This window comes from Pseudomonas sp. (genome assembly GCF_036404235.1).
Taxonomy (GTDB): domain Bacteria; phylum Pseudomonadota; class Gammaproteobacteria; order Pseudomonadales; family Pseudomonadaceae; genus Aquipseudomonas.
In genome coordinates this window covers 26,178-51,349 of record NZ_DASWOT010000004.1, presented here as the reverse complement: position 1 = coordinate 51,349, position 25,172 = coordinate 26,178, and the positions used below count along the sequence as shown (strand labels likewise).

General features: G+C 57.8%; 19 protein-coding genes and 4 pseudogenes. 13 read left to right on the top strand and 10 right to left on the bottom strand.

Going from position 1 to position 25,172, the window contains the following annotated elements; translation table 11 throughout:
• Positions 1–218: 218 nt before the first annotated feature.
• The gene (locus VGC62_RS00585; protein WP_331185157.1) at positions 219–2,426 is read left to right on the top strand and encodes a TonB-dependent receptor; all 2,208 of its coding nucleotides are present in this window, start codon (positions 219–221) and stop codon (positions 2,424–2,426) included.
• A 64-nt stretch (positions 2,427–2,490) separates the two neighbouring features.
• Positions 2,491–2,580: pseudogene (locus VGC62_RS00580) on the top strand (short chain dehydrogenase); the annotation flags it as partial.
• 15 nt (positions 2,581–2,595) lie between these two features.
• Here VGC62_RS00580 and VGC62_RS00575 read toward each other — a convergent pair.
• Both VGC62_RS00575 and VGC62_RS00570 read right to left on the bottom strand, forming a co-directional pair.
• A complete protein-coding gene (locus VGC62_RS00575; RefSeq protein WP_331185156.1) occupies positions 2,596–3,936 on the bottom strand; it encodes an ATP-binding protein in 1,341 nt (446 codons plus the stop codon).
• A complete protein-coding gene (locus VGC62_RS00570; RefSeq protein WP_331185155.1) occupies positions 3,933–4,643 on the bottom strand; it encodes a response regulator in 711 nt (236 codons plus the stop codon). Before VGC62_RS00570 ends, VGC62_RS00575 begins: the two co-directional genes overlap by 4 nt.
• A gap of 161 nt (positions 4,644–4,804) precedes the next feature.
• Here VGC62_RS00570 and VGC62_RS00565 point away from each other — a divergent pair, with 161 nt between their 5' ends.
• From VGC62_RS00565 to VGC62_RS27555, 5 genes and pseudogenes are all read left to right on the top strand, one after another.
• Entirely contained in the window at positions 4,805–5,644 is an 840-nt protein-coding gene (locus tag VGC62_RS00565) for a VacJ family lipoprotein (protein WP_331185154.1), read from the top strand.
• Positions 5,645–5,757: 113 nt separating this feature from the next.
• Complete coding sequence (locus VGC62_RS00560) at positions 5,758–7,227, top strand: mechanosensitive ion channel family protein (RefSeq protein ID WP_331185153.1); 1,470 nt, start codon at positions 5,758–5,760, stop codon at positions 7,225–7,227.
• Between the two features lie 77 nt (positions 7,228–7,304).
• On the top strand, positions 7,305–8,234 hold the full coding sequence (locus tag VGC62_RS00555) for an LD-carboxypeptidase (protein ID WP_331185152.1): 930 nt from the start codon (positions 7,305–7,307) through the stop codon (positions 8,232–8,234).
• 266 nt (positions 8,235–8,500) lie between these two features.
• Positions 8,501–9,610, top strand: a pseudogene (locus VGC62_RS27560) (HAMP domain-containing protein); the annotation flags it as partial.
• Positions 9,590–10,471, top strand: coding sequence for a methyl-accepting chemotaxis protein (locus VGC62_RS27555; protein ID WP_414705722.1), 882 nt, complete (start codon positions 9,590–9,592; stop codon positions 10,469–10,471). The pseudogene VGC62_RS27560 and the gene VGC62_RS27555, both read left to right, overlap by 21 nt.
• A gap of 289 nt (positions 10,472–10,760) precedes the next feature.
• On the opposite strand, the gene VGC62_RS00545 is transcribed toward VGC62_RS27555, so the two are convergent.
• The gene (locus VGC62_RS00545; RefSeq protein WP_331185150.1) at positions 10,761–11,951 is read right to left on the bottom strand and encodes a benzoate/H(+) symporter BenE family transporter; all 1,191 of its coding nucleotides are present in this window, start codon (positions 11,949–11,951) and stop codon (positions 10,761–10,763) included.
• Between the two features lie 152 nt (positions 11,952–12,103).
• Positions 12,104–12,568, bottom strand: a complete 465-nt coding sequence (locus tag VGC62_RS00540) for a MarR family winged helix-turn-helix transcriptional regulator (RefSeq protein ID WP_331185149.1) — start codon at positions 12,566–12,568, stop codon at positions 12,104–12,106.
• A gap of 81 nt (positions 12,569–12,649) precedes the next feature.
• Between VGC62_RS00540 and VGC62_RS00535 the strand changes: the two genes are divergently transcribed.
• The 4 genes from VGC62_RS00535 (at position 12,650) to brnQ (ending at position 16,575) form a co-directional block, all read left to right on the top strand.
• On the top strand, positions 12,650–13,816 hold the full coding sequence (locus tag VGC62_RS00535) for a PLP-dependent aminotransferase family protein (RefSeq protein ID WP_331185173.1): 1,167 nt from the start codon (positions 12,650–12,652) through the stop codon (positions 13,814–13,816).
• Positions 13,817–13,859: 43 nt separating this feature from the next.
• Positions 13,860–14,462, top strand: a complete 603-nt coding sequence (locus VGC62_RS00530) for a glutathione S-transferase family protein (RefSeq protein WP_331185148.1) — start codon at positions 13,860–13,862, stop codon at positions 14,460–14,462.
• A 152-nt stretch (positions 14,463–14,614) separates the two neighbouring features.
• Entirely contained in the window at positions 14,615–15,007 is a 393-nt protein-coding gene (locus VGC62_RS00525; protein WP_331185147.1) for a lysozyme inhibitor LprI family protein, read from the top strand.
• 254 nt (positions 15,008–15,261) lie between these two features.
• On the top strand, positions 15,262–16,575 hold the full coding sequence (gene brnQ / locus VGC62_RS00520; RefSeq protein WP_331185146.1) for a branched-chain amino acid transport system II carrier protein: 1,314 nt from the start codon (positions 15,262–15,264) through the stop codon (positions 16,573–16,575).
• A 95-nt stretch (positions 16,576–16,670) separates the two neighbouring features.
• Here brnQ and VGC62_RS00515 read toward each other — a convergent pair whose 3' ends face one another.
• Positions 16,671–16,925 carry a hypothetical protein gene (locus tag VGC62_RS00515; RefSeq protein WP_331185145.1) on the bottom strand — a complete coding sequence of 85 codons (255 nt, stop codon included), beginning with the start codon at positions 16,923–16,925 and terminating at the stop codon, positions 16,671–16,673.
• 320 nt (positions 16,926–17,245) lie between these two features.
• Between VGC62_RS00515 and htpG the strand changes: the two genes are divergently transcribed.
• Both htpG and VGC62_RS00505 read left to right on the top strand, forming a co-directional pair.
• Entirely contained in the window at positions 17,246–19,150 is a 1,905-nt protein-coding gene (htpG, locus tag VGC62_RS00510; protein WP_331185144.1) for a molecular chaperone HtpG, read from the top strand.
• Positions 19,151–19,225: 75 nt separating this feature from the next.
• Positions 19,226–19,951 carry a dienelactone hydrolase family protein gene (locus VGC62_RS00505; RefSeq protein ID WP_331185143.1) on the top strand — a complete coding sequence of 242 codons (726 nt, stop codon included), beginning with the start codon at positions 19,226–19,228 and terminating at the stop codon, positions 19,949–19,951.
• Between the two features lie 114 nt (positions 19,952–20,065).
• Here the strand turns inward: VGC62_RS00505 and VGC62_RS00500 are convergent, their stop codons facing one another.
• The 5 genes and pseudogenes from VGC62_RS00500 to VGC62_RS27550 all read right to left on the bottom strand — a co-directional run.
• Positions 20,066–20,947, bottom strand: a complete 882-nt coding sequence (locus VGC62_RS00500; RefSeq protein WP_414705721.1) for a pirin family protein — start codon at positions 20,945–20,947, stop codon at positions 20,066–20,068.
• A gap of 200 nt (positions 20,948–21,147) precedes the next feature.
• On the bottom strand, positions 21,148–22,368 hold the full coding sequence (gene fabB / locus VGC62_RS00495) for a beta-ketoacyl-ACP synthase I (RefSeq protein ID WP_331185141.1): 1,221 nt from the start codon (positions 22,366–22,368) through the stop codon (positions 21,148–21,150).
• A 10-nt stretch (positions 22,369–22,378) separates the two neighbouring features.
• Positions 22,379–22,894, bottom strand: a complete 516-nt coding sequence (gene fabA, locus VGC62_RS00490) for a 3-hydroxyacyl-[acyl-carrier-protein] dehydratase FabA (protein WP_331185140.1) — start codon at positions 22,892–22,894, stop codon at positions 22,379–22,381.
• Between the two features lie 244 nt (positions 22,895–23,138).
• A pseudogene (locus tag VGC62_RS00485) lies at positions 23,139–24,728 on the bottom strand (response regulator); the annotation flags it as partial.
• 68 nt (positions 24,729–24,796) lie between these two features.
• Positions 24,797–25,067, bottom strand: a pseudogene (locus VGC62_RS27550) (hybrid sensor histidine kinase/response regulator); the annotation flags it as partial.
• Between the last annotated feature and the right edge of the window lie 105 nt (positions 25,068–25,172).

Genomic DNA, 25,172 nt, shown 5'->3' with positions numbered 1-25,172 from the left:
TGAGGTGGTTCTGGCAGCATGATCGACGAGTTGTTCAGCGAATTTACAGGGTTGAGCGGTGATCGCTCTTTGTCGCATTAACGAAATTTTCACATTTGCGGTAGTGGTTAATAAATATTCTCATTACTATCTGATAATATTTCGCGACATCAGATTTTGGCCATCCAGGGCAGGAGGCGTTCCAAATTTGAGTTCTCTCATCTATCACTGGATTTACCATGCGCAAGACACGCGTCCTTTCTCAAATTCCCTATCGTCATACCGCATTGGCCCTTTGCTGTTCATTGGCTATTCCTGCGCTGGCCGCTGCAGCTGAATCGGCCAGCCAGGCCGGTACCCTGGAGATTGGCGCCACCGCGATCAGCGCCGACAAGGTTGACGAACATGCGCTGCCACCGGCCTACAGCGGCGGGCAGGTAGCACGCGGTGGCCAGCTCGGTGTGCTGGGCAATGCCGACATCATGGACGTGCCGTTTACCATGAGCAGCTACACCGAGCAGTTGATCGAAGATCAGCAAGCCGAGGATATTGGCGATGTGCTGGCCAATGATTCTTCGGTACGGCAGTCGTTCGGCTTCGGTAACTCCTCGCAAGTCTTTGTGATTCGAGGGCTGGCGCTGAACACCGATGACATTTCCTATAACGGTCTCTATGGCGTATTGCCGCGTCAGATTATCTCCACTGACGCGCTTGAGCGCGTAGAGGTATTCAAAGGCCCGAACGCCTTCATCAATGGCGTTACCCCGACTGGTTCGGGCATTGGCGGCGGTATCAATCTGCAACCCAAGCGCGCACAGGACACTCCAACACGTCGTTATACCCAAGACATCAGTACCGATGGCCGTGTCGGTGAGCATCTGGACCTGGGTCAGCGTTTCGGCGAAGACAACCGTTTTGGCGCGCGGCTGAACTTGTCCCAGCGCGAAGGCGAGACCGGGATCGAGGACGAGAAACACCGCAGCAAGCTGTTCGCGCTGGGGCTGGATTATCGCGGCGACGATTTCCGTCTGTCCGGTGATTTCGCGTATCAGAAGCAGGCCATCAACCAGGGTCGTAACACCGTTCAACTCGGCGGCGCAGTGACCAAAGTCCCGCATGCGCCTGACGCTGACACCAATTACGCGCCGAGTTGGTACAGCACTGAAACCGAAGACACCTTCGGCATGGTACGCGGCGAGTACGACCTCAATGAGAACTGGACGGTTTATGCCGCAGGCGGCGCCAAGCACACTCGCGAAGTGGGCGACTACGGCACGCCGCGACTGGAAAATAACCAGGGCGATATTTCCATCGGCAGTTCATTCATCCCCCACGATGAAGACAACACCACCGCCATGGCCGGTATCAATGGCAAGCTGCAGACCGGGCCGATCAGTCACAAGCTCAACTTTGGTTTGGCTGGCATTTGGGCCGAGCAGCGCAGCGCATACGACTTCGGCGGCAGTCGTTACACCACCAATCTTTATCATCCGGTTTCTCAGCCCGAGCCGGCGCTCGGCGCGTTGGTGGGCGGGGACGTGAACGATCCTGGGATTGTCGGCAAGACACGTAACCGCAGCGCGGCGTTGTCCGACACGCTGGGCTTGTTCGATGACAAGGTGTTGCTGACCGCCGGCGTTCGACGCCAGCAATTGCGCGTTCAGGGTTACGCTTATGGCTCTGGCCCTCGAACATCCCTATATGACGAGGCCATCACGACGCCGGTCTACGGCATCGTGATCAAACCGTGGCAGTACGTTTCGTTTTACGCCAACCGCATTGAAGGTCTGACGCAGGGCGACACTGCGCCGGTCAATACCTCGATAGTCAACCCCGGTGAGGTCTTTGCACCTGCGCGCTCCAAACAACTGGAGGCGGGTGTCAAGCTGGACATGGAGACCTTTGGCGCAAGCCTGGGTGTGTACCGCATCGAGAAGGTCGGGGACGGCTACGAAGCGGATATCGGTGGTGGCAGGACCGAATACGTGGTTGATGGCAAGCAGATCAACAAGGGCGTGGAGATGAACGTCTTTGGCGAGCCTGTTTCAGGTCTGCGCCTGATTGCCGGCCTGACGCTGATGGACGCCGAGCTGCATGACACGGCGGCAGGTGCCAACGACGGTAACGACGCACCGGGCGTTCCGACGTTCCAGTTCAACGCCAGTGCCGACTGGGATATCCCAGGCATCCAGGGCGCTGCGCTGAACGCAAGAATGTTGCGTACGGGCGGCCAATACGTCGACGCGGCCAATACCCTAAGCATTCCGACCTGGAACCGTTTCGATCTTGGCGCACGCTACACCTTCCGGGTGTCTCAGAAAGACATCACCTTGCGCGCCAATGTCGAAAACATCGCGGACAAAGACTATTGGGCCTCCACCAACGGCGGTTACCTGACCCAGGGCGAGCCTCGCACCGTGAAGTTTTCCGGAACGATTGACTTCTAAGACAGGCACCTTTCTGAACTGCGCCCCAGAGGTTGGATGTGTGTCCAGCTCTTGGGGCGCAGTTCAGTTTGACGCGATCATGGGTGTCAACGTCAAAGGCGTCTGGCAGTGCATGAAGTACCCATTGCCGCTGATGCTGGCGCAAGGTGGCGGGGTGACAGCGGTCTGATCAAGCGCCTGGTTGCGTGGTGGGCAGTTCAATCCTGGCAATCAACCCGCCTTCGGCGGCATTGCGCAGGCTCAGGTGGCCGCCATGCCCGACGACGATCGCCCTGGCGGCCGGCAAACCCAGGCCGACGCCTCCGGTGGTACGGTTGCGTGATTGTTCCAGGCGGAAAAACGGGGCGAATACCTGCTCCAGCGAGTCCCGCGCAATCCCTGGCCCGCGGTCTATCACTTCAAGTATCACCCCCTCTGCATGCCGTGCCAGCAGCAAACGCGGGCAAGTCCCGTACTTCACCGCGTTCTCGATCAGGTTGACAATGGCACGCTTGAGCCCCTGAGGCCTGCCCGCATACACCAGTTTTAGCGGGCCTTCGAACTCAACGGCAATGCCCTGATCGCGATAGTCGTCGATGATGGTCAGTAACAGTTCGGCAAGGTCAAAAGGCGTGGTTTGCTCCAGTCGCGCTTCGTCGCGGAAGAACTCCAGGGCGCTGTTGATCATCACATCCATCTCATCGACATCACGGAACAGCTTGGACTGCTGCTCCGGATCTTCGATGAACTCACCGCGCAGGCGCATACGGGTCAAGGGCGCGCGCAGGTCGTGGGAAATGGCCGCGAGCATGTGTGTGCGATCAGCCACAAAGCGCTGAATCTGCGCCTGCATGGTATTGAACGCGACTGTGGCTTCGCGGATTTCACGCGGGCCGAGGGCAATGATCGGCGGCGCGTGAAAGTCATCACCGAAACGCCGCGCAGCGCGGGCGAAGCTTTGCAACGGTCTGGCCAGGCGTCGGGTGGCGACCAGTGCCACCAGCAGCGTCGACACCAGTGTCAGCACAAAGACGATGCCATTACGTACCTCTTTATCCAGTCCCCAACTGCGCACTGGCGTCTCGAATGAAAGCCAACTGCGGTCGTCCAGCTCAACCAGCATCAGGTAGGTTTTGTGGGTTTGATCATCGCCCCAATCCTGCGGCTCAAAGGCTTCTATGCCGCGATCTGCGCGCCCAAGCACGGCGCGCAGTGTGCGGGTGATGTCGTGATCATTGGTGTGGACTGGCGTCGCAATGTCGGTCTGGTGGCGAAACCAGCGGACGGTGTAACCGGGGTTGGTGACAGCCGTTGCTAAATGATCGCGCAATTCAACGGGGGCGGCCTGGATCACCCGGCTGATACTGGCGATCTGTTCGAGCAAGCCGGTCTGTCTCAACGGCGGCTTGGCCCAGACGCCCGCCGCTTGGGTGAAGAGCGTGTTGAGCAGCAACAACACCAGCATCGCCATGGCGATGGTCAACGCGATCCAGCGGCTGATGGTGTCGTGGGCATTGATCGGCGACTTCATGAACGAGTGACCCTGGCGGTGAACATGTAGCCGCCGTTGCGCACGGTGCGGATCAGTTCCGGGCTTATGTTTTCTGGCTCGATCTTGCGCCTCAGGCGGCTGACCTGCACGTCAATGCTGCGATCGAACGCGTCGTGCCGTTGCCCTCTGGACAGGTCGAGGAGCTGCTCGCGGGTGAGAATCCGCTGCGAATGCTCGACGAACACCAACAGCAGGTCGAACTCACCGGCCGACAACGGGATCATCACCCCTTCAGCCGAACGCAACTCGCGCCGGGTCACGTCCAGCTGCCATTGGTCGAAGGTAATCATGGGCCGTTGCGGGTCGCTGGCGCTGAGTGGCTTTTCGCCAACCCGCCTGAGCACCGCTCGCAAGCGCGCCAGCAGTTCCCGAGCGTCGAACGGTTTGGCCAGGTAGTCATCGGCGCCCAGCTCAAGTCCGACGATCCGGTCACTCAATTCACCCATGGAGGTGAGCATGATAATGGGAATATTCGACTCCGCCCGCAGGCGTTTGCACAGGCTCAGGCCGCCTTCGCCTGGCAGCATGACATCGAGAATGATCACGTCGGGTCGTTGTCGCGAGAGCGCGGTCCACATCGACGGACCGTCGCGGGCCACGTCCACTTCATAGGAATGCTGTTGGAAGAATTTCTTCAGCAGGGCAAGGATTTCCACGTCGTCGTCGACAATCAGGAGTGTGTTCACAGGGCATCACGTTTGGGTCATTCGAGCGCCTAATTTAAAGCCTTTTTACGACGTTCCCGGAATATTTCAGTGCGGAAACATTCTTGCGGCCTGGTTATAAACGCGACATACCACAGCAAAAAACGACGGGCACCGTGGGTTAACCCTTGAGGAGTCCCCGCATGTCGAGATCAATATTCACGCTGTCCAGCCGTACTCTGACCACCGACATTGCGGCTGGGCCCACGTCCTTGTGGTGTCAGGTCGTCAATCACGCGCTGTTCTTGCGCCCGTTGGCATTGGGGCTGGCGTTATCCAGCCTGCTGGCGTGTTCGCAAATAACGACACAGGCCCCTTGTGACGGCGCGCTCGAGATCAATGATCCGATTGAGTCGTTCAACCGTGACGTATTTGGCTTCAATCAGGTGGTGGACGGTTATGTGCTCAAACCTGTCGCGCGCGGCTACCGGCATCTGCCTGACTTCATACAGAGTGGGGTGCATAACTTCGTCGGTAATTTCGGCGAACCCAAGGTGCTGATCAACGACGTGATGCAAGGCAATGTGCGTCGTTCGGGCAACACCATCGCCAGGTTCACCTTCAATACCACGCTCGGATTACTCGGTTTCATTGACGTCGCAACGCGCATGGGACTGCCGCATCACAGTGCCGATTTCGGGCAGACCTTTGGGGTGTGGGGGCTGGCAAACGGCCCCATCCTTGAACTGCCGCTACTGGGTACGCACAACACACGCGATACTGCGGGCGTGCTGGTGGGCTTGATTGCCAATCCATTCGGCGACAATAGCGATACGGTGGCTACCGTGGGCACAGCGCAGAGTGTGGGCGGGGTCGTTGATAAACGTGCTCAAGCGTTGCCACTGACCGACAAGCTGCAAACACAACCGGACTACTATCGTGCGCTGCGCGATCGCAATGCAATCAAACGCGCGCAGCTGGTTGACGAAGGCAAGGTTGGCGCAGTTGTCCCGCCAGTATCGGATGAATGCCCAAAGCCCTGATTGCAGCCTTTACCTGGCCGTCTCATGCGCCAGCTACACAAAGGTCTCCACCACTCCCCATGCCGATCAGCTAAGCTGCGCTGCATTGGCTGTTTCAGGCTTGGGGAGTCTCAATGAATCACCCGTGGTTCGCTTTTCCGTTGATCAGCGCATCGCTGTTACTGATTGCCGACATGGTTCTTTGGCAGTGGGTACCGATTCGCCTGCAACGTTGGAAAATGGTTGGGCGGCTGTTGCTGTTCGTGCTGTTCAGCATGGCGTTGCTCGATGGCGGATTGAGCCCGCTGTTTCAAGTGCCCGCCGAGTGGGACGTGCCCCGTCATGTGTTGGCGACGATTCTGAGCATTGCCTGGTGGCTGTTCGGTGCGCGTACGCTGACGATGGTTGTGTTGTTGATCATGGAGCCGAGAATCGGCGGCAAGGGTCACCTGCTGCAGGATCTGGTAGGCGCTATCATTTTTCTGGTCGCCGCAGTGGCGGCCGCCGCTTATGTGCTTGACCTGCCAGTCAAAGGCTTGCTCGCCACCTCCGGCGCGGTGGCGATCATTGTCGGCCTGGCCGTGCAAAGTACGTTGGGGGACGTGTTTTCCGGGATCGTCCTCAATGCCACCAAGCCGTTTCGGGTCGATGACTGGATTCGAGTCGATGACATAGAAGGCAAAGTCATCGAAATCGACTGGCGCTCAACCCACCTGCTGACCGCCGAAGGCAGCATGGCGGTGATCCCCAATGCCATGGCCGCCAAGACCCGTATTGTCAACTTCAGCCGACCTGACCACTTTCATTCAGTCACGCTAAGCATCGAGTTGTCGGTCCGATTGCGTCCAAGTCTGGTCCTGGATTCGCTCAACAAGGCATTGCAAGGCTGTCGAGAGTTGCTCGTGCAGCCCGCGGCGTCGGCGGTGGTGGTCAAGTCCGGGATTCGCGTCGTGGAATACGAAGTGACCGGCTATGTGAAGTCTCGCGATCGCAGCGCTGCCGTGCGCAATCAATTGTTCGACTTGATTCATCGTCAATTGGCCTCCACGGAGACCCGCCAGGATCAAGTGCGCCCCACCAATCGGCAGTCTGCGGTGCTCAACAGTGTCGGCGCGTTGCGCATGCTCAGCGAAGCGGATAAAGCTGAGTTGGAGCGCAATATGCGCCTGAGCGCTTTCGCAGCCCGCGAAGTGGTGCTCGCACAGGACGTGGTGCCGGATGCGTTGTATATCATCGAGTCTGGGGTAGTGTCGGCGGCTGTGCAGCACGGCGACGGCTGGCTGGAGATCGGCCGCATGGGGCCTGGCGAGTTGATCGGCGAAAGTGGTTTTGTCGACCAATCACCTACATTGGCGCGGTTTTGCGCGTATACCGACTGCATGATCTATAGCATTGACCGCGCGGACCTGGAGCCTTGGCTGCAAGAGCACAGCGAACTGATTGGTGCGTTGGCCGGGCTACAGAAATTCCGCGCCAAGGCCAAGGCGTCAGTGCTCGAGAGCAAGCCGCAAGTCGCTGACAACAGTGGTTTTGTTGGCTGGCTGCGCAAGCGCGTGACACGCTTTCAGGTGCCCCGTAAGGAAGCGACTGACAAGCTCAGCTGAAACGTCCACTGGATTCGAGCGCAATGCTGATCTAAATTGCCGCGCTATCGAAATGCACTGAAATACCGAGAGAGTGAATGCCTGTGACACGTCAAACCTTGCACCCGAATGTACTGCGCGCTGGCGATGCCGTTGCCCTGGTGTCGCCCGCGGGCCCCGTGGCCGAGGCGCGGGTTCAGGCAGCGGTGCAGGTACTGACGAGCTGGGGCTTGCGGCCTCGGGTCTATCCACACGCATTGGACACGTATTCGTTTTATGCCGGGACCGATGAGCACCGGGCTGCGGACCTGAACGATGCACTGGCCGATCCGGACATTCGCGCGGTGCTGTGTAACCGCGGCGGGTATGGCGTGCAGCGAATTCTTGCGCATGTGGATTTCGACGCGGTACGCCGCGATCCGAAGCTGCTGATCGGCTTCTCCGACATCACTGCACTGCATGCGGCACTGTGGACACACACACGTCTGGCAACCGTTCATGGGCCTGTGGCCGCACAGTTGGAACGTGGCGGCTTGTTCGCCAGCACCGTCAAGCATGCGCTGATGAGCACCGAGCCTGTGGTGGTCGAAGCGAATGCCGACGAGCCCACCTTCAATGTGCGCACTTCGGGTATTGCAGAGGGCATTCTGCTGGGCGGCAACCTGAGTTTGCTCAGTACCAGCGTCGGCACCCCCTATATGCCCGATCTTGAAGGCGCCATTTTGCTGATCGAGGACGTCGGTGAAGCTCCTTATCGCGTCGACCGCATGCTCACTCATCTGCGCAACTGCGGCATTTTGCAGCGCCTGGCCGGTGTCGCGGTCGGGCAGTTCAGCGCGAGGGGCAATGGTGGCGTGTCGATCAATCCGACGGATGTGCTGGTAGAGCGCCTCGGTGATCTGGGCATTCCGCTGCTGGGTGGCTTACCCATCGGCCATGGTGATCGCAATATTGCCGTGGCGCTGGGCACCTATGCGCGCCTTGATGCCGATTCCGGCATGCTAACGGTCGCGGCCGCAGCACGCTGACGAGTGTTCCTCGGCAGCGCATGGTTTTCCTTTCGTCGCATAAAGGGCTATTTAAGGGTCGTGATTGCGGTTGCGCCCTGCGGTTCCAGCCAATAACGCCGATAACCATTCTATAAACGACGTTGATGTAGCAAATAGCCATTATTCTGCCGTCAAAGACTTGTGTTGCCGCCTGCCCCTTGCCAACCTGCACGATAGTTCAATGGTCATGATTTCAATGGCCTCACTGTGTGCGCCTTCAAGCTGTCGAACGGGGATTGAGCGTTATGATGTCGGCCGTGAACACGCGTTTTGCCAATATTGGAATGGCAAAGAAACTGGGTATCGGGTTTTTTCTCGTACTGCTCCTGACTGCGGTTGTCGCCGGCATCGGCATCTGGTCGCTGCGCTCCATCAGTGTGCATTTCGACAGCCTCAAGGACATGAACGCGCTTAATAGCGGCTTGAACAGAGTTCGCCTGATGGAGCAGGATTACGCCCTGCACAGCGACCCCAGGTTGGTCGATTCGATGCACGCCGGGCTGGATGCACTCGCTGCCCAAGCCGGGCAACTGAAGACCGCATCAACCGCCAACCAAACCATGATGGCTGAAGTCCAGCAAGGCCTTACAGCGTATCGCCAGTCCTTCGATCAGTTTGTCAGCATCAGTCAGAGCAAAGATCTGGCACTGGAGATGGCCAGTTGGTCGGTGTCCAGCGTCGCCAATAATCTGGACGTGTTGCAGGCTGGGCTGGCCGATGACGGCGCCTATGGCCTGAAGGATTCCCAAGGCCAGCAAGGCGCTGAGTTCATTGAGCAGTCGGCTCAGGTCAGTCAAATCTCCAAGCTTATGATGCAGGCGCTGGACGAGGCCCGCGTGCGCCTGGACAAGAGTCGCAAGACCGGTTCAGGTGAAGAAGCCAAGACCGGCAAAATCGAGCAGGCCGTCGAGGCTCAAAAACTGGCCGAAGACCTCAAGGGCGTAATCAAAGACTCGGGTTACCTGACCGTGCTCACCGAGGTCAGCAATCACATCACCAACTTCGGCGACAAGCTCAACGAATACACAGGGCTGCTTGCTGACGAGGCGAAGGTATCGCAACAACTTGCCGCCAACGCCAAAACCGTGGTGGAGCAGGTCAATCACGCCTATGACGCTGAAGACCAGTCGGTATCCAGTGAGCTGCAGGTAAACACGTTGAAAATCATCGGCTCGTCGGTGCTGGCGCTGTTCGTCGGTCTGATTGCGGCCTTGCTGATCACCCGTCTGATCGTGGCACCGCTGCGCAGTGTCATCGCCACCGCCCAACGTATCGCCGCCGGGGATTTGAGCGGTAATCTGGCGGTCAGTCGACGTGATGAGATTGGTCAGCTCATGTCCGCGATGCAGCAAATGGGCGCAGGGCTAAGTGGTATCGTCAGCGGCCTGCAGGCCGGAATCGAGCAGTTGGCGACATCGGCGCACTCGTTGTCGACCGTCACTGAGCAGACCAATCTGGAAGTCAGCAGCCAAAAAGAGGAGACCGAGCAAGTCGCCACGGCGATGAACCAAATGACCGCGACAGTGCATGACGTCGCACGCAACGCCGAGGAAGCGGCCGTGGCTGCGCAGACCGCTGACAGTAAGGTCGACAGCGGTCAGCAAGTGGTGCGTCAAAGCATGGCCCGTATCGAAGAGTTGGCGACTTCAGCCAGTTCTGCTAGCCATTCGATCGAAAACCTCAGCGCCGAAATCCAGAACATCGGCAAAGTCCTGATCGTGATCAAAAGTGTTGCCGAACAAACCAACCTGCTGGCCCTCAACGCAGCCATTGAAGCGGCACGGGCCGGCGAGCAGGGCAGGGGCTTTGCGGTAGTGGCCGATGAAGTTCGGGCGCTTGCAAAACGTACTCAGCAATCGACTGAAGAAATCGAACGTTTGGTCACCCGTCTGCAAAGCGGTGCGCAGGCGTCCGTGGCGCAGATTCAGAGCAGCGGCGAATTAGTGAAGCTGGCCGTCAGTGACGCACTGCAGACCGAGAGCGCGCTGGGCAGCATTGCTGCGGCCGTATCGTTAATCCAGCAAATGAACCAGCAGATCGCCGCTGCCGCCGAAGAGCAAAGCTCGGTGGCCGAAGAGATCAACCGTAGCGTCACCAGCATTCGCGCCAGTGCCGATCAGTCGGCACTGGCGATGCAAGGCAATGCCGCGTCGAGCATCGAGCTGGCTTCGTTGGGGATGGAATTGAAGGGCATGGTCGGGCATTTCAGGTTGTAATTGACCACGATCAGGTCAGCATCCTCTGCAGGAGTCGGGCTTGTCCCGCGACCGGCGGGGAACCCGTCGTAAACCTGTGCATGCGGTATGACAGGCAGGCCGCGCGCACCGTGTTTACTGCCGCTGCGCGCCAGATCGCGGGACAAGCCGCACTCCTACAATCACCCGCCACATTGAAGACAGACGCCATAGGCAGCGGTGAAACATCTGATACGGCCACGCTTCTCAGCGAAAAACACCTGCTGAAAGCTTGGCCGGGAACAGAGTATCTACAGGGTCCTTATCGTATTCACGCCTTACCGCGATTCAAAATCACCAGCGTCAACACCCCGGCGACAATCCCCCAAAACGCCGAGCCAACGGAAAACAGCGTCAATCCCGACGCTGTGACCATGAAGGTGATCAGCGCCGCTTCGCGTTCCTTGGGTTGATTCATCGCCACGGTCAAGCCATTGATGATCGAGCCGAACAACGCGAGTGCCGCAATCGACAGCACCAGTTCTTTCGGGAACGCGGCGAACAAGGCCGCGAGCGTCGCGCCGAAAATGCCGGCTATGGCATAGAAAATCCCGCACCAGATCGCCGCTGTATAGCGTTTGTCTTTGTCTTCGTGGGCATGCGTTCCGGTGCAAATAGCGGCGCTGATCGCTGCCAGTGTGATGCCATGGGAGCCGAAGGGCGCGGTGATCAACGAAGCAATACCGGTCGCTGTTATAAGCGGCGAGGCAGGCACGCTGTAACCGTCTGCGCGCAGCACGGCGATGCCCGGCATGTTCTGCGAGGTCATTGCCACGACGAACAATGGAATGCCGATGCTGATAGTCGCGCCCAGCGAGAACGCCGGCGTGGTCCACACAGGTACCGCAACCTCCAGGGCGAAACCATCGAAATTCAACAGCCCCAGCATGGCGGACAACGCGATGCCCATCAGCAACGTACCTAACACCGCGTAGCGTGGGGAGTAGCGCTTGACGATCAGATAGGTGAAAAACATACCCAGCACCAAACCTGTGCGGTGCTGCGCGGCGACAAAAATCTCGCTGCCGATCTTGAACAGAATCCCCGCCAGTAAGGCTGCTGCCAACGAGGCCGGCAAGCGTTTGACCAAGCGTTCGAAGCTGCCAGTCACACCACAGAGGGTAATCAGGATCGCGCAGGTGATGAACGCGCCGATGGCTTCGGGATAAGCCACTCCGCCAAGACTGGTCACCAGCAATGCCGCGCCCGGTGTTGACCATGCCACGGTGATGGGCGAGCGGTAGCGCAATGACAAACCGATGTTGCACACCGCCATACCGATGAACAGCGCCCAGATCCACGAAGAAATTTGCGCCGATGTCAGCCCTGCGGCTTGTCCGGCCTGAAACATCAACACCAGCGAACTGGTGCAGCCGGTCATCATGGCGATGAAACCGGCCACGACAGCAGAAAGCGAAGAATCGGCCAGTGGGCGCAGCGGCGCCTGAGTCGTTTCAGTCATGCGAACGTTCCTTGAACGGCAGGGTGGGCATTGGCCGTAAGCCTATACGCAGTCGTTACGCAGTATTGCGATACAGCCAGCAGCGCATTGGTCGGCACAGTTGCCTGTCTGATCGGTTCGCTACAACCCCATGGGCGATGCGGGCATTCATTTTAGTCAGGTGGATTTTGTGCTGAAGCAGGTTTCAGCGTATTCCCCAACGCCTGATTTACCGCCAGCCAGCCGTCCACCGCGTCCCGTCCAGCTTCGGTGAACACCCGTTGCAACAGCTTTACCTGCTCGCGACGCAGCGACTCCTCGAACAACGCGCCCTCGGCGGTCAGCTCCAGCAAGCGCTTGCGCTTGTCAGTGTCGGCGGCAATGCTCAGCACCAGGTCCATTTCGATCAACTGGCGCAATGGCGTATTCAGCGCTTGCTTGCTGACGCCCAATACACTCAGCAGCTCCTTCACGCTCAGGCCCGGATAGCGGGCGATGAAGAACACGATGCGTTGGTGTACGCGACTCAGGCCGCGATTGGCGAGCATCTCATCGGCTTTGGCAGTGAACGCCTGATAGCCGAAAAAGAACGCTTCCATGGCAATTTGCTGAGTGGATGAATTTTTAAGGTCAAGCATGTTGACGTATCCATGCGTAGCGTCGTAATTTCGGTCAACCAGTTTGACGTATTTCTATTTATTTCGGCTAGCGGTGATGACATGGCTTTTTCCGAACGAGTGACACGCCTGAAGAGTTCTTTGATTCGTGAAATCCTGGCCGCTGCTCAGCGTCCGGACATGATGTCCTTCGCGGGTGGCCTGCCTGCCGAAAGCATGCTGCCGAAAACCGAGTGGTCGGACATGCCTCGTGCGTTAGGCCAATACGGCATGAGTGAAGGGGAGCCTGCGCTACGTGAAGCATTGGCGAGTGAGGCCCGAGCGTTGGGTGTGCCGTGCGATGCCAGTCAGGTGATGATTGTCAGCGGCTCACAACAGACGCTGGATCTGGTCGCCAAGTTATACATCGATAAGGGTACGGAGACTCTGCTGGAGGGGCCGACCTATCTGGCGGCATTGCAGATTTTCCAGCTGTTCGGCGCAGATTGCCTGAGCGTGCCCTTGCTGGCCGAGGGGCCCGATCTGGTCGCTATGCGTCAGTGTCTGGAACAGCACGCGCCTGCGTTCGCCTATTTGATCCCGACGTTTCAGAACCCTTCCGCTGTGCGCTACAGCGAGGCCGCGCGCGAGTCGGTGGCGGCGTTACTGGATGAGTTCGGCGTGACGCTGATCGAAGACGAACCCTACCGCGAGTTAACCTTCGATGGTGGCAGTGCTCATCCGATTGTCAGCCGGCTGAAAAAGGCCAGCTGGATCTACACCGGAACCGTTTCGAAAACCCTGATGCCGGGTTTGCGTGTTGGCTATCTGATCGCCACGCCGGACCTGTTTCCCCATTTGCTCAAACTCAAGCAATCGGCTGATCTGCACACCAACCGCATCGGCCAATGGCAGGCCCTGCAATGGATTGGCACCGAGCATTACCGCAGTCATCTGCTGCAACTGCGCAGTTTCTACCGTGAACGACGCGATCAGTTCGAGGCTGCGTTGCACACGCATTTCAGCGACCTGGCCGATTGGAATGCGCCGCAGGGTGGCCTGTTCTTCTGGCTCACGCTCAAGCAGCCGTTGGACACCCGAACGCTGCTTAATACCGCGCTGGCACAAAACGTAGCATTCATGCCAGGCGAGCCGTTTTTTTGCGATCCAGATGCCAACCCTGGATATATCCGGCTGAACTTCAGCCACATCGATCCAGCGCGACTGGACGAGGGACTTAAGCGATTGGCCAGCGTTTTGCGCAATGCGCTGGCGGCCAAGGCCGCTTGACTCACCACCACACGTCAAGAAACCGGATCAGGAGAACGAAGGGATGTACAAGGTCTACGGTGATTACAATTCGGGCAACTGCTACAAGATCAAACTGATGCTCAACCTGTTGGGCATCGAGTATCAATGGATTGCGGTGGATATCCTCAAGGGCGAAACCCAGACTGAAGCCTTTCTGGCGAAGAATCCCAACGGCAAGATCCCGGTCCTGGAATTGGAGGACGGCACCTTTCTCTGGGAATCCAATGCCATCCTGAATTTTCTGGCCGAAGGCACGCCGTATCTGCTGAGCGAGCCGCGTTTGCGCACGCAGATGTTGCAGTGGCAGTTCTTTGAGCAATACAGCCACGAGCCGAGCATCGCCGTTGCGCGCTTCATTCAGTTCTACCTCGGCATGCCGCAAGAGCGCCTCGAGGAATACAAAGCGATGCACAAGCTGGGTTACAAGGCGCTGAAAGTCATGGAGCAACAGCTGATTCGTACGCCGTTTCTGGTAGGCGATCAGTTCTCCATCGCAGATATCGCGCTATACGCCTACACCCATGTCGCTCATCAAGGCGGCTTCGACCTCGGGCAGTTTCCGGCGATTGTGCAGTGGCTGGCACGGGTGAAAGAGCAGCCGGGTTACGTGGGCATGCTGGATTGATGGGGCGATGGAAAATAAAAAACCGGTCCTAATGCAGCGGCCGGTTTTTTTATGTCTGAATGTTGTCCGGGAGCATACCTGAGCCAGACTTGCATTAGTCTGCGCGGTCGTTTGGCTCAGACTGGACGATCAATCAACTCAGGAGCCTTACCATGCGATACGGGATGATAGCGGTCGGGATGTTCATGGCATTGGGCATCGGCTGTTCGGCTTCGGCAAATGCCGAAGATTGCGACGCCAATCAGGCAGCCATGAACCAGTGCGCGGCCAAAGAGCTGGCGACGCTGGATGCTGATTTGAACCAGCAATACAAGGCGCAAATGAATTACCTGAAGACCCCGGCGCGCAAACAGGCCTTACAGGACGCACAGAAAAAGTGGATTGCCTTGCGCGATGCCGATTGTCTGTATCAGGTAGGGAAACGCGCGGATTCGGGCTCGATCTGGCCGTTATTGCAGACCAACTGCCTGGCGGAGCAGACCAAAGTACGAGTCGAGCAGCTCAAAAAGTACGTGGCGTGTCGGCAGGAAGGTTGTCCGAAGTAGCCACGACAGCAACGGGTACATAGATCAGCAGCAAATTGCATGGGATAACGTCAATGCGACACGAACGTGCATGAATCGGTCGCTACGCCCTGTAAGGGGGCGTTAATTAAGGTAGGATGGCCGCCATTTTGCGCCGCCGGTCCCACAAGGGTTCGCAATGCGTAGCGAGTCAGCCCTAAAAGGGCCGGCGGCATTTCCCTCATCCACGGGGAAATCCTCTTCTTAAATTCCGATTTAGCCGTGTGGTTTCTTTGATGAAAGTGTTGAAAGGTCAGGACATCCTGGCACTGGGTTTCATGACGTTCGCGTTATTTGTAGGCGCTGGCAATATCATTTTCCCTCCTATCGTTGGCTTGCAGGCCGGACCGCATGTGTGGGTGGCTGCCCTGGGCTTTTTGGTTACGGCAGTAGGTCTTCCCGTCGTGACCGTCATTGCGCTGGCCAAGGTCGGTGGCGCGATGGATGCGTTGAGCAGCCCCATTGGCAAGGTCGCGGGCGGCGTGCTCGCAGCGGTGGCCTATCTTGCGGTGGGTCCGTTGTTTGCCACGCCGCGCACTGCCACTGTCTCGTTCGAGGTGGGCCTTGCACCCTTGACTGGCGAAAGCCCGCTTGCCCTGTTTCTCTACAGCCTGGTTTATTTCCTGCTGGTGTTTTGGGTGTCACTGTATCCGGGACGTTTGCTCGACACGGTCGGGCGCTTTCTTGCGCCGCTGAAAATCATTGCGTTGGCGGTCCTGGGTATTGCTGCCTTTGCGTTGCCCGCAGGCGATATCGGTGTGGCTGAGCCTGCCTACGTTGCGGCGCCGTTTTCACAGGGCTTCATCAACGGTTATCTGACCATGGACACCTTGGGTGCCCTGGTTTTTGGCATCGTCATCGTCAACGCGATTCGCTCGCGCGGCATTGAATCTCCTCGGCTAATCACCCGTTACGCCATCATTGCCGGACTTATCGCGGGCCTCGGTCTGGCGCTGGTGTACATCAGCCTTTTCCGTCTGGGTGCCGGGAGTCACGCCGTGGCTGCAGGTGCCAGCAATGGCGCGGCCGTGTTGCATGCCTACGTGCAACATACCTTTGGTTCGTTGGGCAGTGGCTTTCTGGCCGTTTTGATTTCCCTGGCGTGTCTGGTCACTGCGGTGGGCCTGACGTGCGCCTGTGCCGAATATTTCAGCCGTGTACTGCCGCTGTCCTACAAGACATTGGTGATCGTGCTGGCGGCGTTCTCGCTGTTGGTCTCCAACCTGGGGCTGACCAATCTGATCCAGTTCTCGATCCCTGTGCTGACAGCCATTTACCCGCCGTGCATTGCGCTGGTGGCGTTGAGTTTCTGCAAGGATTTCTGGTATTTGCAAGGCCGGGTCGTGGCGCCCGTGATGCTGGTATCGCTGCTGTTTGGGATGGTCGATGCGTGTAAGGGCGCAGGTTTGGGTGACTACCTGCCAGCGACATTCGCTCATCTGCCGCTCAGTGAGCAAGGGCTGGCGTGGCTGGTACCCGCGTTGATTACCTTGTTCTGCGCGTTTGTGGTGGACCGACTATTGGGCAAGCGCAGCCAAGCGCTGGCTTGAGGGGAGGGCGTGTTGAATAACAGTGCCCAATCGACCCTTCGTTGAAACTAATAAAGCCCGCGGACGCGGGCTTTATTGTTTTGAAACTTACGAGCTTATGGCTTAGTTGGTGCAGGTGCTTGCTCGTTCGCTTCTTTAGCGCGCTCTTGCGCAGCTTCGGCATTTTTCTGAGCCGCTTCCTGACTTTCTTTGGCTGCGTCGTTCACTTTGTCCTGAGCTTTTTGCATTGACTCCTGGGACTGTTGTGCTGCTTTGTTGGCATCTTCCTGTTTATCCTCGGATTTTTTATCGCACGCAGCAAGACCAAGGGTGGCAGAGAGCATGAGGGCAATAGCTAAAGATTTACGCATGGGTGTTTCTCCTTATTGAATATCTACGGGCCTTTCGAACGCAGTCCGATAAATTAAGTTCCATGTTTCGCCGAAGGAAATAAATAACGTCTTCGGCCCTCTTTATGATGGGTTAGTCTGCCTTGCGCGTTAAACGGTTTGGCTCTAACCGGTGGCCGTTGTTATTGCCAGATGAGCAAGCAGCCATCGAAGATTCAACAATCGGCCTATTACGGCTCTTGAAATCCTCGACCCAGCCCCCACCTTGATGACAACCCGCCGCCAGGCGCAGGCCCAACCTGTACCGGCGGCTTATGCCATCTAATTGGAGTTTGATGACCATGAGTGTGGAAACTCAAAAGGAAACCCTGGGCTTCCAGACCGAGGTAAAGCAACTGCTTCACCTCATGATCCATTCGCTGTATTCGAACAAGGAGATTTTTCTCCGCGAATTGATCTCGAACGCCTCTGACGCTGTCGACAAATTGCGCTTCGAAGCCTTGTCCAAACCGGACCTGCTCGAAGGCGGCGCAGAGCTGAAAATCCGGGTGAGCTTCGACAAGGACGCCAACACCGTCACCCTCGAAGACAACGGTATCGGCATGAGCCGGGAAGATGCAGTCACCCACTTGGGGACGATCGCAAAATCCGGCACTGCTGATTTCATGAAGCACCTGACGGGTGACCAGAAGAAAGACTCGCACCTGATCGGCCAGTTTGGCGTCGGGTTCTATTCGGCATTCATCGTTGCCGACAAGGTTGACGTCTTCAGTCGCCGTGCTGGCCTCTCTGCCAGCGAAGGCGTGCATTGGTCGTCCAAGGGCGAAGGCGATTTCGAAATCGCGACTGTCGAGAAAGCCGACCGTGGTACACGCATTGTCTTGCACTTGAAGTCGGGTGAGAGCGAGTTCGCCGATGGTTACCGCCTGCGTAACATCATCAAGAAATACTCTGATCACATCGCTTTGCCGATCGAGCTGCCCAAGCAACAGGTTGCTGCTGAAGGCGAAGAAGCGCCGGCTGTTGAATGGGAAACCGTCAACCGTGCCAGCGCCCTCTGGACCCGTCCACGCGCTGAAGTCACGGACGAGGAATACCAGGAATTCTACAAACACGTTGCCCACGATTTCGAGAACCCGCTGAGCTGGAGCCATAACAAGGTCGAAGGCAAGCTGGAATACAACTCGTTGCTGTACGTACCGGCTCGCGCACCGTTCGATCTGTACCAACGCGAAGCACCGCGCGGTCTGAAGCTGTACGTCCAGCGCGTGTTCGTCATGGATCAGGCCGAGTCGTTCCTGCCGTTGTACCTGCGCTTCATCAAGGGCGTGGTGGACTCCAACGATCTGTCGTTGAACGTGTCCCGCGAAATCCTGCAGAAAGACCCGATCATTGACTCCATGAAGTCGGCGCTGACCAAGCGCGTATTGGACATGTTGGAGAAGCTGGCGAAGAACGAGCCTGAGCAATACAAGGGCTTCTGGAAAAACTTCGGTCAGGTCTTGAAAGAAGGCCCGGCTGAGGATTTCGCCAACAAGGAAAAAATCGCCGGCCTGCTGCGCTTTGCATCAACCTCCAGCGAAGACGGCGAGCAGAGCGTTTCTCTGGCCGAATATCTGGCGCGTGCCAAAGAAGGTCAGGACAAGATTTACTACCTCACCGGCGAAAGCTACGCGCAAGTCAAGAACAGCCCGCACCTCGAAGTCTTCCGCAAAAAAGGCATTGAAGTGCTGTTGTTGACCGACCGCATCGATGAGTGGCTGATGAGCTACCTCAACGATTTCGACGGCAAAGGGTTTGTTGATGTGGCGCGCGGCGATCTGGACTTGGGCAAGCTTGACTCCGAAGAGGACAAGAAGGCTCAGGAAGAAATCGCCAAGGACAAAGAGGGGCTGATCGAGCGCCTGAAGACCGCCTTGGGTGAAGCTGTCAGTGAAGTACGGGTTTCTCACCGTCTGACCGACTCACCGGCGATTCTGGCCATCGGCGATCAGGACCTGGGTCTGCAGATGCGTCAGATCCTCGAAGCCAGCGGTCAGAAAGTGCCGGATTCGAAGCCGATCTTCGAGTTCAATCCGGCTCACCCGCTTATCGGCAAGCTGGATAACGAGCAGAACGAAGAGCGTTTCGACGACCTGTCGCACATCCTGTTCGACCAGGCTGCACTGGCGGCAGGCGATAGCTTGAAAGATCCGGCTGCTTATGTGCGCCGTTTGAACAAGTTATTGGTTGAATTGTCGGTTTAACATTCGGTGAATGCAAAACCCGCTTCGGCGGGTTTTGTCATTTGTGGTAGTCCCTTCTCAACCCAGGAGTCAGCAATGAGCAACGTTACTGTTCGTTCCGTGGTGTATCAGATCGATGGTCAGAGTTATGAAAGCCGTCTGGCGTTCACTGAGGGGGCAGCGGCGAGCCCGGGCTTGGTGATGGCACCCAACTGGATGGGCGTCAGTGAAAGCGCTGAGCAGATTGCTAAAGACGTAGCAGCGCATGGTTTTGTCGTGTTGCTTGCAGACCTTTATGGCCAGCAGGTGCGTCCTCAAAATGGTGACGAAGCGGCTGCCGCCATGATGCCGCTAAGAAATGATCGGGCTTTGCTGAACAAGCGCATGCAAGCCGCGCTGGATCAGTTGGTCCAGCAAAGCGACGCGGCGGTAGATGCTGGCAAACTGGCTACCTTTGGCTTTTGCTTTGGTGGTTGCTGCTCGCTGGAATTAGCGCGTACTGGTGCGCCGTTGAAGGCTGCCGTGTCGTTCCACGGCACGCTGGACACGACTAATCCTGCGGGTGGCAAACACATCAAGGGTGCGGTGCTGGTCATGCATGGCGCATCCGATCCCTTGGTGCCCAAAGAGCAATTGCCGGCGTTCGAGAGCGAGATGAACGCCGCTGGTGTGGACTGGCAGCTGCTGAGCTATGGCGGCGCGTACCATTCGTTCACTGACCCGCACGCCAACAATCCCGGCACGCAGGTGTACAACAAAAAGGTCTCGGACCGGGCGTTTCAGTCGATGTACAACTTGTTGGATGAAGTGTTCACCCAGTAAATACACCACTCGGTAGGAGCGAACTTGTTCGCGAAGATGCCGGTGCATTCGACAAATTTTCGTCGTTTGCATATCGCTTCGCGAGCAAGCTCGCTCCATAGGGTTATCGCCAAATCACAGAGGCTGCGGCTTGGCTTTCGGGCTGGCTGGCAACTCAATGCGCTCCACTTCCCCCGGCACCGTCGGCCAATCCCCGGCTGCCCAGCGTGCCCTGGCCTGATCGATCAATGCCGGATCACTGGCGACGAAATTCCAGTTCATTCGTCTAGGTCCGTCCAATGCGGCTCCGCCGATCAACACGGCATGGCACTCGCTTTCTGCGCACAAGGTCGGTTCATCTCCAGGGGTAAGCACCACCAGGCTGCGGGGCTGGACAGGTTCGCCGTCGAGCCGCATCTCGCCCGCTATGACATACAGCGCGCGCTCTGCATGTTCGTTGGGGATCAGCAGCGTGGTGGCGTTTTGCATGTTGATTTCGGCGTACAGCGTCGGTGACAGCACCGGAACGGGGGAGGTCAGGCAAAAACCACTGCCAGCGATCATGCGGATACGGATGCCCATGTTGTCGCTGATCGGCAGGCTATCGGCGAGGTGATGGCTGTAATGACCGTCGCCTTGTTCATGGGATTTGGGTGACGCCAGCCAGACTTGCAACCCATGCAGCCGGGAGCCGTTGCTGCGCAAGTCGTCAGGCGTGCGCTCGATGTGTGCAATGGCCCGGCCTGCGGTCATCCAGCTGACCTCTCCTTGCAGCACACGCTGATCGCTGCCCAGGCTGTCCTTGTGCTGGATTTGTCCTTCAAACAAATAGGTCAGGGTCGACAGGCCAATATGTGGGTGCTGGCGAATGTTCATGCCGGTCCCCGGACGATAGTCGGTTTCCAGCATGTGGTCGAAGAACACAAATGGCCCAACACTGCGGCATTGAGCGGCGGGCAAGGGGCGCAAAATCGGTTGGCCTTCAACCTCTTCAGCGCGGGGTTTGATCGTCAACATAGGCATCGTCTCGTGGGTCGAGCGGCAGATTACACAGCATAAACCGTCGTATATGGATCGTCTGTGCTATTGCGGGTATCGATAGGGTTTCATCGCCTGACGCATTGCCATCGCGGGTAAGCACTTCCATCGGCGGCGTTCCTCCAGGCACAAAAAAGGCGCCCCGCAAGGCGCCTGTTCATGTGCAGCAACTGCTCGTATTACTTACCAGTCCAGCGTTTCAGCACCAGGGTAGCGTTGGTGCCACCGAAGCCGAAGCTGTTGCTCATCACTTGGTTGATTTCGACATTTTCACGGGTCTTGGTCAGGATTGGCATATCGGCGACCGCTGGGTCCAGCTCCTCGATGTTCGCGGAGCCTGCCATGAAGTTGCCTTCCATCATGAGTATGCAATAGATCGCTTCGTGAACGCCGGCGGCGCCCAGTGAGTGACCGGACAGGCTCTTGGTGGAACTGATCGCTGGCGCATTACCGGCGAACACTTCGCGCACGCCTTCCATTTCCTTGACGTCGCCGACAGGCGTGGAAGTCCCGTGGGTGTTCAGGTAGTCGATCGGGCCTTCGACGGTGGACAACGCCTGCCGCATGCAGCGAATGGCGCCTTCACCACTTGGCGCAACCATGTCATAGCCATCGGAGGTCGCGCCGTAGCCGACCAGCTCCGCATAGATTTTAGCGCCACGGGCCAGAGCGTGTTCCAGCTCCTCTACCACGACCATGCCGCCACCACCGGCGATGACGAAACCGTCACGCTTGGCGTCGTAGGCGCGGGAGGCCTTTTCCGGGGTTTCGTTGTACTGGCTGGACAGTGCGCCCATGGCATCGAACAGGAACGATTGGCTCCAGTGTTCTTCTTCACCACCGCCGGCGAAAACCACGTCCTGCTTGCCCATCTGAATCTGTTCCATGGCGTTACCAATGCAGTGAGCACTGGTGGCACAGGCAGACGCGATGGAGTAGTTCAGGCCTTTGATTTTGAACGGCGTTGCCAGGCAGGCCGATACGGTGCTGCTCATGGTGCGGGTCACGCGGTATGGACCGACGCGCTTGACGCCTTTTTCGCGCAGGATGTCCAGCGCTTCCATCTGGTTCAGCGTCGAAGCGCCGCCCGAGCCTGCGATCAGGCCAGTACGCGGGTTGGAAACCTGCTCTTCGGTCAGACCGGAGTCGGTGACGGCATCTTTCATCGCCAGATAGGCGTAGGCCGCAGCATGACCGACGAAGCGATAGATCTTGCGATCGATCAATTCTTCAAGATTGAGGTCGATGGAGCCGGATACCTGACTGCGCAGACCCATTTCGGCATAGTCCGGATTGAAACGGATGCCAGGGCGGCTTGCACGCAGGTTGGCGGAAACGGTGTCTTTGTCATTGCCCAAGCAGGAAACAATGCCCAGACCAGTGATAACGACGCGGCGCATGCGAATACCCTTAGAAATTTTCAGTGGAAGTGAACACGCCGACTCGAAGGCCTTCGGCAGTGTAGATCTCGCGGCCATCGACGCTGACCGAACCATCGGCGATGGCCAGGTTGAGCTTGCCGCGCAGGACACGCTTGATGTGAATGTTGTAGGTGACTTTCTTGGCGGTCGGCAGGACCTGGCCGAAGAACTTTACCTCACCGGAGCCAAGGGCACGGCCGCGGCCCGGCAGGCCTTGCCAGCCCAGGAAAAAGCCGACCAACTGCCACATGGCATCCAGGCCAAGGCAACCTGGCATCACCGGGTCACCTTCAAAGTGACAGCCAAAAAACCACAGGTCCGAAGCGATATCCAGTTCGGCGACCAATTCACCTTTGCCGAACTTGCCGCCTTCTTCGCTGATATGAACGATGCGATCAACCATCAGCATGTTAGGGGCGGGCAGTTGCGCATTACCTGGGCCAAACAGCTCGCCGCGACTGCAGCGCAGCAGGTCTTCCCGGGTAAAGGCGTTTTGTTTGGTCATGCGAGCTCCTCGATAATCCTGTGCGGCAGGGTGCGGCGATATTTACCCAATCTGACCAGCAGGTCATCCCAGGGTGTGTAGTAGCTACGCTTTTACGCACCCTGATCTGTGCCGGTAGCCTACTCATAGACTATTTCGTTGTAGTGAAAGTCACAGCACGGGTGAAATGAATGTACACCTGTGCACTGAAATTTCTCGTCCACGCGTTCCCACGGGACGAGTTGGTAGACAAGACTGCCGCAATTTAGCATTTATCGCCAGTCGCAGATGCCTTAAAGGTCAGCCAACGCTGTAAAACCTGCTGTAAATCAGTACGTTTGAACGGCTTGGCCAAGTAATCGTTCATTCCAGCCTGCAAGCAGAGATCACGATCGCCATGCCGTGCATTGGCCGTCAGCGCGATGATGGGCAGCGACTCAAGCCCTGGCAGAGCGCGAATGCGTCGCGTCGCTTCATACCCGTCCATGACCGGCAGTCGACAATCCATCAGTATCAGTGCGAATTTTTCCTGGCTCGCCATGCTGACCGCCTGTGCACCATCCCCGGCCACGCTAACGTCCAGCCCCAGGCTACGCAGCATGGCCTCAATGACCGTGCGGTTGACCGGGTTGTCCTCCACCAACAGGGCACGGCCCTCGCGAGTTTCCTGTGGATCGCTGGTCACCCGTTGTTCGGCCACTGCTTGGTCCTGTTGAACCAATTGCAGGGGGATCTGCAAGGTGAAAACCGAGCCCAGGCCCTCATCGCTTTCGGCAGACAAGGAGCCTCCCATCCGCTCAGCCAGATTGCGCGCAATGGGCAACCCAAGGCCGGTGCCGCCGTAACGTCGGGATATCGAATTGTCGGCCTGTTGAAATGCATCGAACATCGATTCGAGCAGATCTGGCGAGATACCTATGCCGCTATCGCGCACCGCACACGTGAACATGATGTGTTGGGCGTCCGGCTGGGTCCATGCCGTTTCAATGCGCACACTGCCGAACTCCGTGAACTTGAGGGCATTGCCAATCAGGTTTACCAGCACCTGCCGAATCCGTGTTGGATCGCCCTGGACTCGCAACAGATCAAGGCCCGGTTGCACGTGCAACTCCAGCGCCAGGCCGCGTTGCAGCGCGTTATGGGCAAACGCGTGGACCGATGTAGCGATCAGGTCCGCGAGGTTGAACGCGATGTTTTCCAGCTCAAGTGCGTCCCGTTCGAAACGCGAGAAGTCGAGAATATCGTTGATGACTCGCAGCAGGTGTTCAGTGGATTCGGTGGCGAGTGCTGAATATTCCGCCTGTTCCTCAGTCAGCCTCGTGGTTTCCATCAGTTGCAGCATGCCCAGCACGCCATTCATGGGTGTGCGCAACTCATGGCTCATCATTGCCAGGAATTCCGATTTGGCGCTGTTGGCGCGCTCGGCTTCTTCGCGGGTTCTGATCAGCTCGGCCATGGCTTTTTTCTGTTCGTGACTGGCTTTTTCCAGGCCCATGGCGAGGTTGTTGATATGGCGGGCCAGGTCGCCCAGCTCGGCATCGTCGGCAACGGGCAGCGGCGTGGTGTAGTCGCCGTGCTGGATCGCCTTGACTGCGTTGCTCATGGCGCTGATCGGCTGCGACAGGCTCATTGCCAGGCCGCGAGCCAGAATATAGGTGAACAGCAACGCGAAAAGCGCAAGGATGCCGGCTTTGAAGAGGATTTCCTGCTCGCGTTGATTGAAGGCTTCGCCCGACATCCCAACCAATACCCGGCCCAGGTAATCCTCGGTGGCCGTGCTGGCCTCACTGGCACTCGGAGTCATGACCCTATCCAGCTTGGTCCGCTGCAAACGGATGGGTGACTGGAACACTTCGATCTGTCGTGGCGGGGCATTTTTATCGTTAGTGCGTTCGAGATGTACCAGCACCTGTCCACCGGCGTTCTGCACTTGGAGAAACTGCACATGAGGGGTCGCCATCGTGGCTTTCATCAAGTTATAGAGCACGTCGTTGTTACCGGCGATCACGCCGTATTCGGAGGCCGGGGCCAGTTGGTTGGCGATGAGCTGGCCGGTGTGATTGAGCTCTTGACGCAGGTCTTGAATGCGCACCACGGTAAAGAAGCTGATCAATAGCAAGGTCAGCAGCAGGGCTGGTCCGAGGCTGAGAATTTGCGTTCGGGTGCTGATGCTCCAGCTGCGCCGCAGGATCATCGTGGTTTTCCGTCGAACATTGACCACATCATGGGCAATTTAGGCCAGATAGAGGTGTAAGTCCGTGTCATTGAATCGAATCTCATCAGGCGGCGCTGTAACGAT